The 13,093-nt window shown below is 64.4% G+C and carries 13 protein-coding genes; 3 read left to right on the forward strand and 10 right to left on the reverse strand.

Going from position 1 to position 13,093, the window contains the following annotated elements; translation table 11 throughout:
- Positions 1-144: 144 nt before the first annotated feature.
- The 8 genes from PYR64_RS04855 to PYR64_RS04890 all read right to left on the reverse strand — a co-directional run bounded on the left by PYR64_RS04855 (position 145) and on the right by PYR64_RS04890 (position 9,598).
- Positions 145-1,488, reverse strand: coding sequence for a patatin-like phospholipase family protein (locus PYR64_RS04855; RefSeq protein WP_275778688.1), 1,344 nt, complete (start codon positions 1,486-1,488; stop codon positions 145-147).
- Complete coding sequence (locus PYR64_RS04860) at positions 1,485-1,898, reverse strand: hypothetical protein (RefSeq protein WP_275778689.1); 414 nt, start codon at positions 1,896-1,898, stop codon at positions 1,485-1,487. The genes PYR64_RS04855 and PYR64_RS04860 overlap by 4 nt, the downstream gene beginning before the upstream one ends.
- Entirely contained in the window at positions 1,895-2,377 is a 483-nt protein-coding gene (locus tag PYR64_RS04865) for a DUF1772 domain-containing protein (RefSeq protein ID WP_275778691.1), read from the reverse strand. The genes PYR64_RS04860 and PYR64_RS04865 overlap by 4 nt, the downstream gene beginning before the upstream one ends.
- On the reverse strand, positions 2,374-3,351 hold the full coding sequence (locus PYR64_RS04870) for an acetoacetate decarboxylase family protein (protein ID WP_018777363.1): 978 nt from the start codon (positions 3,349-3,351) through the stop codon (positions 2,374-2,376). The genes PYR64_RS04865 and PYR64_RS04870 overlap by 4 nt, the downstream gene beginning before the upstream one ends.
- Positions 3,348-4,403, reverse strand: a complete 1,056-nt coding sequence (locus PYR64_RS04875) for an alpha/beta fold hydrolase (RefSeq protein WP_055974950.1) — start codon at positions 4,401-4,403, stop codon at positions 3,348-3,350. Before PYR64_RS04875 ends, PYR64_RS04870 begins: the two co-directional genes overlap by 4 nt.
- A complete protein-coding gene (locus PYR64_RS04880; protein WP_275778694.1) occupies positions 4,400-6,343 on the reverse strand; it encodes a hypothetical protein in 1,944 nt (647 codons plus the stop codon). The genes PYR64_RS04875 and PYR64_RS04880 overlap by 4 nt, the downstream gene beginning before the upstream one ends.
- On the reverse strand, positions 6,340-9,015 hold the full coding sequence (locus PYR64_RS04885) for a GMC oxidoreductase (RefSeq protein WP_197493537.1): 2,676 nt from the start codon (positions 9,013-9,015) through the stop codon (positions 6,340-6,342). Before PYR64_RS04885 ends, PYR64_RS04880 begins: the two co-directional genes overlap by 4 nt.
- Positions 9,016-9,166: 151 nt before the next feature.
- Positions 9,167-9,598, reverse strand: a complete 432-nt coding sequence (locus PYR64_RS04890) for a hypothetical protein (protein ID WP_039240369.1) — start codon at positions 9,596-9,598, stop codon at positions 9,167-9,169.
- An 85-nt stretch (positions 9,599-9,683) separates the two neighbouring features.
- Here PYR64_RS04890 and PYR64_RS04895 point away from each other — a divergent pair, with 85 nt between their 5' ends.
- Both PYR64_RS04895 and PYR64_RS04900 read left to right on the forward strand, forming a co-directional pair.
- Entirely contained in the window at positions 9,684-10,460 is a 777-nt protein-coding gene (locus tag PYR64_RS04895; protein ID WP_018777368.1) for an SDR family oxidoreductase, read from the forward strand.
- Positions 10,461-10,508: 48 nt separating this feature from the next.
- Positions 10,509-11,102: a dihydrofolate reductase family protein gene (locus PYR64_RS04900; protein ID WP_018777369.1), complete on the forward strand. Its 594-nt coding sequence runs from the start codon at positions 10,509-10,511 to the stop codon at positions 11,100-11,102.
- A gap of 17 nt (positions 11,103-11,119) precedes the next feature.
- Here the strand turns inward: PYR64_RS04900 and PYR64_RS04905 are convergent, their stop codons facing one another.
- Positions 11,120-11,560, reverse strand: a complete 441-nt coding sequence (locus tag PYR64_RS04905; RefSeq protein WP_039240372.1) for a hypothetical protein — start codon at positions 11,558-11,560, stop codon at positions 11,120-11,122.
- 87 nt (positions 11,561-11,647) lie between these two features.
- On the opposite strand from PYR64_RS04905, the gene umuD reads away from it, so the two are divergent.
- A complete protein-coding gene (gene umuD, locus PYR64_RS04910; protein ID WP_018777371.1) occupies positions 11,648-12,079 on the forward strand; it encodes a translesion error-prone DNA polymerase V autoproteolytic subunit in 432 nt (143 codons plus the stop codon).
- Here umuD and PYR64_RS04915 read toward each other — a convergent pair.
- Positions 12,070-13,086: a LacI family DNA-binding transcriptional regulator gene (locus PYR64_RS04915; protein ID WP_018777372.1), complete on the reverse strand. Its 1,017-nt coding sequence runs from the start codon at positions 13,084-13,086 to the stop codon at positions 12,070-12,072. The genes umuD and PYR64_RS04915 overlap by 10 nt on opposite strands.
- Positions 13,087-13,093 lie beyond the last annotated feature (7 nt).

The following is a 13,093-nucleotide window of genomic DNA, read 5'->3' on the forward strand; positions in this document are numbered from 1 at the left end:
GATGACCTGTTTGGTGCTGTTGTTCATCAGCGTAGGATGCCGGTTTTTCGCGGGTGTTTCACCGCTGTTGCCATCTTTGGCGCATTCGTAGCGTGCCGTTTACCCGCCGGTAATAACGTGCATCACATTGAAGCCGGGACGCGGTTAGTATCGGCGCAACAGCTCCCGGAATCCGTTGGCTGTGAAGCGGGCTATTGCTTGTGCCCGCCCGGCCAGGCCGTGTACGCCCACGGGTTCAACAGAAGCCAGGAGGCCGGCCGCATCGATCAGGCTCATAGTGAGATCCACCACCTGTTCGCCCAGGTGGAGCCGGGCGTTCCGGCTGTCTGACCACGCATCTGCTCCGGGATCGTCGTGCAGGGTCCGGATGACGGCCGCATCCCGCCACCCACCGTTCAGCCGCAAACGGAAGCGATAGGCCACGTCATCCCCCACGGTCTCCGCATGACCGCCGGCAAGGAAGACGCGCCCCCACGGCGGGTAGTCCAGGTGGCCGCTGAGCTGCGCCAGTCCTTCTCCGGGCTCGGAGGGCGTCACGACGGCGGCCCGGAATGTCAGCGGTTGACCGTCCAGTTCGCCGTGCAGGACATCGATGAAACGGACTCCTGGCGACGGCTCGGTCATCGCCGTGCAGAGGGGGTCTTTGGCGAGTCCGGTCGGCGACATCGTCCCTATATATGCCCTGGCGTCGCGGTACCCCATGCCGATCAGTGTGTCGGCGTCGATCCGGCCCAGGTAAAACTCCGGATCCAGCGGCAACGGGTGCTCGGGCCGGATTACATGCAGCACAAACTCGCGCCCCGCGGCGGCGGCAGCTTCGAAGTCGGCCAGGAGGGCACCCATGGCACTCATCTCGATCATGTGAACGTACTGTTCCAGCGGCCCGTCCCCCCAGTACGGCGAGTTGCCGATGCACCAAATCAACCAGATTTCCTCGGCCCCCCGCCGCAAGGCTTCGCGAATGTTGGCATCCCTGACCCACACGGCGTCCGTCCAGATTTTCCCGTCCCGGCGCAGCGGCCTGAGGAAGATGGGCAACGACATTCCGGCCGCCATCAGTTCGGCGTCAATGTGCGCGGCATCGATGGCGTGGCATTGTTTCGAAGTGAACTCCACTACGTTGAAGGAGCCTTCGACAGCGTCCGGTCCGGCCGCGCGGTTTCGGATGCTCTTTGCGTTGATGCCGAGGGCCGGGAAGATCTTGCCCAGGATGCCGTCGGCGTCTCCCAGCGCGGGGAGGGACCACGGCCCTTTGACGTAATCAGCAAAGGGCAGGGCGGAGCTGAAGTCTTTGACGTCCACGCCGGACCAGCGGCGGCACATTTCCTCGGCGGGAATTCCGGAGAGCATCATTCCGGCCGTGAGGATGCCGCCGGAGGTGCCATCGATGTGCTGGAATTCCAAACCCTCCTCGGCAAGCGCCTTGACCACGCCTGTCTGCCACGCCACCCGCATCCCTCCGCCGGCAAGGACCAGGGAGCGTTTCACGGTGTTCTTCCTCCGGCGAGCCCAGGGCTGGCTGCAGCGAAGCGGATCCTGCGCCAGTAGACGAACAGGAGTCCCGCCGTCGCGAGGTCAAAGAACGCGACCCAGAGTGCAATGGGAGAAAAGACCCCGTTCAGCACCCCGATGCCCACCGCGCTGAAGGCTCCGGCCTTCTGCAGTCCTGACCAAAGGACTACGTCGGGTGAGGGGGCGCCGCTGAGGAGTGTGTGGAGGAGCAGCCCGCCCACCACCACCATGAACATGCCCACTGTCCCGAACAGTTGGCGGGTAGTTGCAGTGTCCTCGGAGCCCAGCAATTGAAGGATCGGACCGCCGAAGGGCAATTGCGCGGCGCCGGTGAGGACGGTGATGGCGGCAATGAACGCGAGAACCGCACGAAGGGGATCATTCATGTGAAGGACTCCAGCAGCCGGCCACGGTCAACGAGCAGCCACACCATCGAGGCCCAGGCCAGGGTGGAGACGTAGAAACGGATGTCGTTGAGCATCATCCACCGTTTGAGCAGGGACCGGAGTTCGGTGTCATCTGCGAAGTCGCCGCCGCGGATCCTCACGTTGATGGGGATGATGAGGCCTTGCCCGACAAATGTCAGTGCAATGATTCCTGCCAGGCAGATGATGGCGAAGACGACGCGGATGGTTCCCCATTCGGACCACACCAGGATGCCTCCGGAGATGAACATGACAGGCACCACGACGGTAAAGAACTTCGTGGCGGCGCGGGTGGGGATGCCGAAATGCATGTCTACGTTGTCCCGTGCCAGCGAGTGCCAGGTGGGGTAGAGGAAGAACTTGAGAACCCACATGGTGCCGACATACATGGTGGCGCCGAAGAGAAAGTAGAGGGCGTTGATCAGGAGGAGCCAGTTCACGGTGTGCCGCCGGCATGAGGGTTGGAAACGGCGCCCGGTACCCTGCTGCGGTCCGGGGGCGCGAGCCATTCCTGGCTTTGGCCGAGGTCCGTGACGCTGTCCAGCATGTCGCCCCCTTGAAGGGCCGCTGCTTCCAATGGGGTGGGGGCGGTGAGGAACCAGGCTTCGTAGTGGTCGTCCAGGATGCCGTGGGCCTGGGGCAGCCAGGCTGTGAAGACGGGTTTGGTCTCCACTTGCAGTTCCTTTAAGGGTTCGACGCCGGGAACGTCGCCGAGGATGAGGCGCGCCTTGGCTTGTGCTCCCAGGGCGATGTCTCCGATGGCTTCGAAGTAGATATCGGACTTCCACAGCATGTTCCGGAAGACGCAGTAGTTGGATGCGGCGAGTTTCAGGGGCAGCGCCAGTGGACTTGGTGCGGCGGGCCGCTCTATTTCGATGTAACAGCCCAGCTTCCCGTCTTTCTCGTAGAGCGCTGAGACGGTTGAGTCTGTGACGACGAAGTCGAGGTTGGCCTGGTGCTTGGGCATGCCCCAGATTCCCTTGCCGCCCTTGACCGAAACTTCCGTGCTGACTGGCAGGTCCACCACGAACTGGCCCAGCTTGAACGTCCTCTGGAACAGCAACGGCAGGATGGGCGGCGCCGGCCGGCTGCCATGGGTGATGGCAATGGCCAGGGAGTATTCGATGTACTTGCCGATGTCCGTGGATTTGTAGTTGACCACTGTGACTACCAGCAGCCCTTTGCCGCCCAGGCTGAAGGGGCGCATTTCAGTCCCGGGAAGAACCGCTGCGGCCGCGCGTTTGTTGATGGGAAAGGCTGCCATCAGCACTGGTGAGTCATCGGAATTGACCGGCATCACATATTTGATTCCGTCGGCGAAAGCATGCTGGCCGCGAAGGCGTTCCTGTCTGCGGGGAACCGGTGAGGGCATGAGCTTGAGCAGGGGAGTGACCAGTTGGGTGAGGGTTTTCATGTGTTCGGCTCCTTGGTTCCGTTCAGCTCCTGGAGGATGACGGGGAATGTGTCCCGCCAGGCATGGTGGCCAAAGAAGACATCAAGGTGGCCATATCCGGGGATGAGATGGAGCGAATCTTTGCCGGGACGGTGGTGCTGGAAGAAGTTGTAGGTACGTTGCTGGCTTTCGGGAAGGAAGCAGCGGTTGTCCAGACCGGCTATGAAGGCGAACCGGGCATCCGTTTGCGGGGCTTCCGCCACAAGGTTGTCGGGGAGTTCGGCGTGGTTGCCGGCAGCCACCATATGCCCGGCCTTGATGCTTCGGCCCATCTCTTCGAAGAAGGTCACGGGCACCTCTGCGAACTCGCCGCTGAGCCACTGGTGGGTGGCGTCGTCGAGGTTTTCGTGGGACCAGAGGGCCGGCCGCCCGCTGCCGTAGGTAAAGCTGACCATTTTGCAGACGGTGTTGTCGCACTCGTGGTGGGTCGCTTTGACCAGGCCGCGGATGGCCCGGGTGAAGTAGCCCTGGGATTTGTATCCCCAAGCGGGCGAGAGATACGGGGTGAAGACTTTCACCACCGGCGTGAGGTAGTCGATCTTGAGGCGGGAGAAAGGTGGCACTACCGGATGGAGCGAGACGGCGTTGGAGACGATCGTGTCCACCTGGGGCAGCAGCCCGGCGACGGCGGACATGGTGAACGACGTCGAGCCTTGGCAGTGGATGACGGCCTTCATCGTTTCGGCTCCGGTCGCGTTGAGGACGTGTTCGACGGCGGCAGGGTGGTCGTACACGGCGGCGTCGGCGAGCGTCCAGGACAGGGGGTCGAGGTCGATGGAGGCCCTCCAGTTCAGCATCCACACGTCCCAGCCGTCTTCGAGGAGTACATCGACAATGGTGGTCCTGACCGGTGGCCTGAACAGTTCTGCCCTGACGCCGGATCCGTGGACCAGCAGCACCGGCCCTTTGGTGGTTTCCGCCGGCGAAGTCACGTGGACCAGGCTGAGCGGAGTGTTGTCCCGGGCACGGAACGGGATGACCTCGGTCCGGTGTCCTGCACGGGTGATGATCATGATGCGGGTCCCTCCTGTGCGATGGTGATGGGCTGTTCAAGCAGCCGGACGGCAGGAAGGCCGGCCTTGGGAAGCAACCGCGCGCCGTCGTCGTTTCCGGTCAGCTGCCAGTCGCGGCAGATGGTGTCCACGGCCAGGGGGTAGACGGTCAATGAGCCGTCCGAGTCCAGGTGGAGGCGGAGGAAGCCTTTGTGGTCCTCGATGGATTGTCCTGACATTTTCCAGGTGGACACTTCCCCGCTTGGGGTAGCCAGGATGTACAGTGCGAAGGCTTCGCTGCCCAGCACCCACCCGCCAACGTGGACCAATGCCAGCGCCAGGAGCACCACCACCACGTCCGGCCAATTGCCGGGCCACGGAACAAGGATGACGACGCCGGCACTCACCGCGAGCGCCGCGAGTTGGAAGAGCGCTCCCCGGGCGAAGACGACAACGCCGGAACTGGCGATACGGAAGGTCCGGGCCGCCAGGGTGGTCACGCCCAGCAGCACGGGGACGACAAGGACCAGCACGGCAAGAAGGAGAAGGGTGTTTCCGCGCGTGAGCCCGTGGAGCCCGTCCACGAACGATTCACCGCGGAAAGCACTGAACACCGTCCATGCCGTGAGAGCGGCAACCACATGGAGCAGGCCAATGGACAATCCGAAGCCCGGGTTACGCACCGGTAGCCATGAAGGGGACAAGGGGTTGGCCAGGCGTGGTCCCAGGAGGTGTGAGTCGGACTGGTCAGGATAGATGGTGGAGCTTCTGGTGAAACGGCGTCCCGCTGCCGGGTGGCTCCCGGCGGCGGGCACACTGAACGGGTCTCCCGGGACGGCGTGTGCAGGCAGGAGGAGTTCGTCCGGCAGCCAGTGGGCGTCCGACAGGTACGCCCCACCCAGCCCGCACGTGATGAGCTGTGTCTTTCCTGCATCGGCGTCGGAAGTGTCTTGTTCATAGCGGGAGTAGTGGTGGAGGTCCCCGGTGAGCCAGAGCCGGACGTTGGCCCCTGTGTCCTCGAACAGCTGCGTGGCCGGATTGAAGCGGCGGCGCAGATAGTCCTGCTCAAAGAAGCTCACTTGCTGGAATTCAGTGGTTCCTTTGACCCAGAAGGGGGCGGCTACGCAGAGGATGATCGCGTCTCCAGGCTGCAGCTGGGACGTGACGCTGCGGTAGAAGTATTCCAGTTGTGGTTCGTCGATGTACTGGCCCAGTTGGCTGTCCAGGCCCAGCAGCCACCAGCCCGGAACGCCGTGATGGCCGGGCCGTGGTGGTTGTCCGGTGAGCCGCAGGCCGAAGTAGCTGCGGGTCTGGATGGTCCGCCATCCGCCGATGCTTCGTTGCCGCGTGAAGACCCGGATGAAGGAGGTCAGGCCGTCGTACCAATCGTGGTTTCCGGGGAGGGCCAGCATGATCGGCGCCAGGTTTGGTGGCATGCCGGGAGATGGCGCCTGGTTTCGTGGCAACGCCATCCGGTACGGCCCGACCATCCGGTCCTTATATCCGGCCGGGGACGCCACGGGGTAGACCTCGTCGCCGCCCAGGACCAGGACGCGGCCCCTCGGGAGGACCAGGCCCCCGACGCTGAGGGCATCCTGGGCCAGCAGGGAGGCAACCGTGTACGTGGCATCGAATCCGTCGCCGAGGTCCGCCGCGAAGTCGAGCCACAGTTCGGCGGGTTGATCCGGGCTGCCTGGATCCGGGCCAGCGGGATCCGGCAGGCCGCGCTCGCTGACCACCGGTTGCGCAGGCTGGCCAGCGTCGGGCAGCTTGTCCAGGCTCAGCGGATCGTCCGGGAAGCTGCCCTCCAACTCTCGTTTGTCGCCAAAATCGGCGAAGACGGTGGCGGCCATGACCTTCAGGGCGGTACGCGCCAGCGACATGGGCGAGAGCCAGCGGACCGCGGTCCGTGGAGTGAAACCCAGGACGGCGTGGTGTTGCGCGAGCTCCCGGATCTTCATTGCTTCGGCGTGAATGGAAAGGATATGCGTCGGGGTGTTCGCCCGTAAACCTGCCAGAGTTCGCCCCCGAACAGCTTCCCGAACGTCAGCAGTCCAGCGGCCGGCTCAGCGCCCTCGGCCCGGAAGGTGGTCAGTTGCCGGGCGAAGTCCAAAGGCCGGATGTAGAGGATGCCGGCGCCCACGGTGCCCTCCTGCCGCACCCTTGGGGGTTCAGCAGGGACTTCAGGTGGCGCGTCCCTTTCAGGTGGCGGGACATGGCCCCGGGCGATGGTTGCGTAGAGAGTGGTCGTGTCCGGCCAGAGATCGAATCCCGCTTCATTGTGGATGAGCTTGTGACCCGTGAACGTGAACGGCGTACCGCCGGGGTCGCGCAGCCACAACCTGTACAGCATGCGCCTGGCCGGCCCGCCGTCGTCGGAGGTGTCCGCGACGAACAGGTTGAACCATCCACGTTCCACCGGCATCCGGCCGCCGAAATAATCAGCCAGCACATACCCTTCGGCCTTGGCCGGATGCTCAGGATCCGCAGCGAACTGATCGATGTCTTCGGCAGTAATCGTGAGCTCGAACATGATCCGCCGGGACCGGTCCCTGCCCAGGCTGCGCCCCTTCTCCGGATCACTGACTCCTGGACTGAACCACCCATGCATCTGCTCGGTGAACCGAACGGAGGTCGCTTCCTTCCTTGAGCTCCCGGGCTTTGCCAGGCCACGGGTGCCGGGCCCCTCCGGACGCTGCGCTGTGCCCGGGGCAACGGCGCTCGCAGGCCGTTCCGGGAGTGCGGACTTGCCCTTGGTGGCGTCGGGGGCCAAAGCGCGCGGAGCCACACTTCCGACGTCGACGACGGCGCCGGCCGCCTCCTGCTGAACGGCCACCGCATCGCTGGGGCTGATGCCCCTGTGGCGGGCTTTGTCACTGGTCTCGACGATGTGGGCGCACGTGCGCTCAGCGAAGGCGGCGATGGTCAGCGAGGGGTTGGCGCCTACCGGTCCGGGCATTGCGGCGCCATCCACCACGAACAGCCCGGGGTAGCCGAAAACTTCACCGTAGGAGTCGCACACTGCCTCGCCCGGGTGGCGCCCGGCGGGGGCTCCGCCAATGGGGTGGACGGTGATGACGCGTTTGGCCCACCAGAGCGGGTTGTCGATGAAGTTGCCGTCGAGGTCCTTGGCAATATCCGACATCGTTCGGCGGACACGGTCGAAATACGCGGTGGACGTCGCCATGGTCCAGGCGATGGCGAGGCGTCCGTCGCGCAGTGTCATGACGCCGTCGGGTATGTCGCGCCCCATGCCGAGCAAGGGGATGGAACTGGATGACAGGCGCCCGTCTCCCAGGGCGGCGGCGAGGTCTGCCGAGACGTTGGAGCGGCCGGCGTCGAACAGTCGGTCCTTGAACAACTGACCCGCCACCTTCGCCGTGCGTTTTACAGCGGTTTTCAGCTGGGCCGTCTCGATGAGCCAGTTCATGAAGGCCGGGTACCCGGCGTCCTCCACGTAGTAGCCGCGGCCGTCGCCGCCGTCGTCGTTCCCATCCGGGACCCTGACCGCTGTGGTGATCACCGGCCCCTTGCTCCCGGAGAGTGCCCTGACTCCTGGCCGCGAGCCGTTGCTTGCGGGTGTCTTGGCTTCCATGATGAACGTCAGGAGGTCACCGTTGCCGCTGAAGCGGGTGCCCAGGGCGTCGCTGAGCGCGGGCAGGGAGCCGTGGTTGCGCAGCAGGAGGAAGTTGGTGCCGAAGGTGCCCGCTCCCAGGATGAGCCGGCGGCAATGGATGATGCGTTCGGTGAGCAGTCCGCCCCCACGATCCGGTTCGTGGATGACGTAGCGGAGTTCGTAGCCGCCGCCGTCCCGGTCCAGGGGCCGGATGCCGCGGACGTCATGGAAGGTACGGATATCGGCGCCTTTGAAGGCAGCCGCCGAGAGGTAGTTGTGGTCGAGGGTGTTCTTGGCGCCGGCGTTGCAGCCGATGTCGCATTCGCCGCTGAGCGTGCAGGTGGTCCGCACGGTGTTGGGGCCGTGGATGCTGCCGTAGTGGGGCAGCGGGAGCGCCTGGTTGGTCCGGGGTGCCGCTCCTGGTTCCGCGGCGAAGGTGACCGCAATGGGTGGCCGGGTGATGGACAGTCCCAGGTTTGCTGCCGTCTTTTCCATGGCCACGGTCTTGGCGGTGTCCTGGTAGGGGTAGGGAACGGGTTGAAGTATGGCTTCGGCGGCGTCGTAGTAGGGGTCCAGGTCGGCCCGGGTAAACGGCCAATTCTCGTAGCCGCCGCCCGGGATGGGGGATTCGTTGACGAACCACTTCTCGTCCTTGCGCAAGAGCACGTTGGCGTAGATGAGGGAGCCGCCGCCGAGTCCGCTGGATACCAGCCCCTCTGTCCCGCGGAAGGTCCAGGCGTCGAAGAGGCCGTACAGCCCACGGTCGGGGTCCCAGAAGTTCTTGCCCATCTCCGACGGCGTACGGGCGAAACTTCCGGGCGGGTACGGTTTGCCGCGTTCCATGAGCACCACGGACTGTCCGGCTTCGGCGAGCCGCAAGGCTGCCACCGAGCCGCCGAACCCCGATCCGACAACCACCGCGTCCACCTTTTCGATGCGGTCCAGGCTGTGGCGTCGGGGATCATCAGCGGGTTCGGGACCCGCATCCCCACTGTTCCCGGTCCCCAGACGACCCATGGCCGTTCCTCTCAGAGGAGAGCTGACTACATGGCAGCGGCAGAGGATGCCGGGCGTGGCCGGGCGTTGCCTCCGCGGACTATGGGCCTTATGTTCCCACCGGGCAAGGGATCTGTAAATGAGGTGGAGTAATGCTGTTGGTGCACAGGGTTCAATGAATCCGCGAGTAAACCATGTCGAAGTCGTGCTCCAGTGGGCCTCCGGGATAGGTGCCGCGCTCCAGGCGGGCGGTGATGGTGTTGCCGTCCGGGCTGATGTGGCCAACAAAGCGCTGCGGCCAGTCCGGTCCGTCCCTGAAAAGCGTCCATACATTGTCCCTGAGCGTCATGTCGTAGATGCGGGCAACGCCGCGTGAGTCGAAGTAGTGCTGTTGGAATGCCCGGTCCGAGCCCGTTGCACCGATGACGCTGACTGCGTTGGGGTATTCGGGCCTTGCCACGGTGGAACGCTGGATGAGGAAGCCGCCACCTTCCAGCCATTCAAAAGTGGTCCGTCCCTGTGTTCCGGCACTGGGGATGGTGGTCTCCCACGAACCCACGAGGATGTTCAGTTGCTCAAGCGTGGGTCCTGGTTTCCGTGCCATGGCCGCCTTCTTTCCGCGGTGCTGATTCGTGGGTGCTAAGAGGTCCAGCGTAGAACCCGCCGGGGCCGCGGCATAGGGTCAAGGGATGACGTTGGAAAAAGAAACCAAGGTTGCCGTTGTCACAGGCGTAGGCAGGCGCCGCTCCATCGGGGCAGCACTGGCCAGGGGCCTGGCAGCCGACGGCTGGTCCCTTGTCCTGAACCACTGGAAGCCCTACGACGACCGGCTTGGCCTCGAATCGTCACCTGGCGATGCCGCCGCCATAGCCGCCGGGTGCCGCGCGGAGGGTGTCGCCGTCGAACTCGTATCCGGGGACCTCAGCGACCCTGGTGTACCGGCGGCACTCGTTGCAGCGGGACGGAAACTGGGCCCCGTGACCGGGCTGGTGGTCTCGCACTGCGAATCTGTGGACAGCAGTATCCTCACTACTTCGGTGGAAAGCTGGGACCGCCATTTTGCCGTCAATGCCAGGGCCCCATGGCTGCTCATCAAGGCGTTTGCAGAGCAGCTGCCCGCCGTACCTCCCGGCGAAGTGGCCGGCAGGATCGTGGCGTTGACCAGCGACCACACCGTCCATAACCTGCCATATGGTGCGAGCAAGGGTGCCCTGGACCGGATCGTAACGGCGGCCGCCGTCGAACTCGGGGACAAAGGGGTGCGGGCCAACGTGATCAATCCCGGGCCGATTGACACCGGCTGGATGGACGACGACGTACGCGGCTGGACGACCCGGGCGACCCCGACCGGACGCCTGGGTACACCCACGGACACCGCGAACCTGGTGCGGTTCCTGTTCTCGGACGCGGGTTCCTGGATCAACGGCCAGGTCCTGCACAGCAATGGCGGATTCAACGTCTCCTGAGGCCGGCGTGCTCTGGTGGCCCCGGTGCGCCGATGGCAGGATGGGCGCATGACCCTCGTTACGTGTGACCTCACTGTGTCCCTTGATGGCTTTGTTGCCGGACCGAACCAGAGTATGGAACAACCGCTCGGCGAAGGGGGAGAGAAGCTGCACCGTTGGCAGTTCAAGGAACGGGATACCAACGCCGCCGAGGTCGCCGGGATCCTCGAAGCCGGCGCCTACATCATGGGCCGGAACATGTTCGCTGGACCGGGCGAGCACTTGTGGCCGGAGCAGTGGCGCGGCTGGTGGGGCGAAGAACCCCCGTATCACGCGCCGGTGTTCGTTCTCAGCTCGCACCCGCACAAACCCATGGTGATGGAGGGCGGCACCACTTTCCATTTCGTCAATGACGACATCGGCTCAGTGCTCTCGCGCGCCAAGGAAGCTGCGGGCGGGAAGAACGTTGCCATCGCCGGTGGAGCCTCAACCGCCAGACAATTCCTGTCCGCTGGCCTCATTGACGAGTTGCGGCTCCATATCGCGCCGATCGTCCTGGGCGCAGGTGAGCGTTTGCTGGACGGTGTAGGCGAGCTGAAGCTTGAACCCCTTCAGGTCCGTGGTACCAGCCTGGTCTCGCATCTGCGGTACAAGGTGGGCTGAACCCGTCCCTTCTTGGATCAGCCCCGGACCAGGCCGCTGATGATCATCGCAACGCCGGCGAAGGCCGCCACAAACGCCCAGTACTGCATGGGCAGGAAGAAGAGGCTGTGCCGGTTGAAGTACCCGCGCCGGGCGGACTCGGCCTCGTATTTCAGTTGCTCATCCGCGAGGGCACGTGCCTCCTCGAAGGATTGAGGAGCGGGAAGGCCGGGGTGCTGGTAGGCGCCGACCTCTACCATTCTGGACAATTCCTGGCTTCTGGCGTTGACCGCTGCCTCGTAGCCCGCTGTGGGCCTGGTGCGGTTGAACCAGTTTCCGAGATACCAGATCCCGGCTGCACCGGCCAGGAAGCCCACACCTACTGCGATCGGATTGCCGTGCGACAAGCCGCCCGCCAAACCACCGCAAATACCGAACACGACGAGGACCAAAATTCCCCAACCACGCCAAATAATCATTTCATTAGACTAATTCATCCACGACGTGAATGTCCGCAGTTCGCTGTACACTCAGTTATCGAACATATATTCGAATAAAGGTGTGTTGTGGGCGTGATAGTCGGCCCCCGCGTGATAGATGCGGGCTTGTCCTTGATGTCGGTGCTGTTGGCTCCCGTGTCCGTGGCTGCGGGGTATCCCTCGCCGGCGCAGGACTACTTCGATGGCCGCATCGACCTGAACGAGCACCTGATCAAAGACGTCACCAGCACGTTCGTCGTCCGGGTGACCGGCCAATCGATGGAGGCCGCCGGCATCAGCGACGGAGACGAGCTGATCGTCAACCGGGCGCTGGAACCCAAGGATGGGTCCGTCGTCGTGGCTGTCCTGGATGGTGAGCTGACCATCAAACGCTTGCGCATCACCCCGACGGGCGTGGTGCTGCAGGCGGACAACCCTGCATTCCCGGACATCAGGGTGGCTGCCTTGTCGGAGTTGACTATTTGGGGCGTCGCAACCACGTGCCTGCATCACGTCTGAAGGGGCGGCGGTGCTGTTGAGTTGCGGACCACCAGCTCAGGCGTGAGCCTTTCGTCGGCGATGGGGCCCTCCGGGTTTCCGAGCCGTTCCAGCGCTATCGCGCCCGCCCTTTGGCCCAACACTGCGGCATGGAGGTCCACTGTCGTGAGGTCAATGCCGTGAAGCTTGGCGATCCGCGAATTGTCATAGCCCACCAGCGACAGGTCCTGCGGGATGGACAAGCCCAGGGAATAGGCGGCTTCGCGGGCGCCCAGGGCCAGTTGGTCGTTGTGCGTGAAAATCGCCGTCGGGCGCTCGGGTTGTTTGAGGAGGAGCATGGTGGCGCGTTCCCCGGCTTCCTGCGTGAAGTCCTCGGCCGCCAGCGTTTGGGGCTTCAGCCCGGCGTCGCGCATGGCTTGTTGGTAGCTCCGCCTGCGGACGGTGTGTCCGTCGTACACGGGACCCGCCAGATGGGCGATGCGCCGGTGCCCGAGGGTGAGGAGATGTTCAGTCGCGGCCCTGGCCCCGACGACGTCATCCGAATAGACGCTGTCCACGCCCGGTACCGGCCGTGTGACGCTGACCAGCGGCACGATCTGCGCCAGTTCCTGCACGCGTTCGTCCGGATCCAAGAGCGTGGCGGCGATGATGATTCCGGCCCGAGCCTCTATGAGCGACTCCAGCGCGCCCCGGTCAACACCATCAACCGAGCGGGATACGCTCAGGATGAGCCGGTTGCCGTCCTGCGGGAGGGCCACGCGGACGCCGCTGAGAATGTCGGCATAGACCTCGTTGCGGATATCCATCAGGTAAAGCCCGACGGCGGAGCGGTGCTTGCGTGCCAGGTCGGCGGCTACGGCGTTGGGTCGGTATCCGAGACGCCGGGCGGCTTCGAAAATGGCTTCTTTGGTTTCGGCGCTGACTCCAGGAGCGCCCCGGAAGGCGAAAGACACCAATGTTCGGGAAACGCCTACTTCCCGGGCGACATCACTTTGCGTAGCTGGGCGGAGTGGGCGGTCGGGGGCCATGTCCTCC

Origin of the sequence: Paenarthrobacter sp. Y-19 (genome assembly GCF_029223985.1) — a bacterium.
In the GTDB taxonomy this organism is placed as follows: Bacteria; Actinomycetota; Actinomycetes; order Actinomycetales; family Micrococcaceae; genus Arthrobacter; species Arthrobacter nicotinovorans.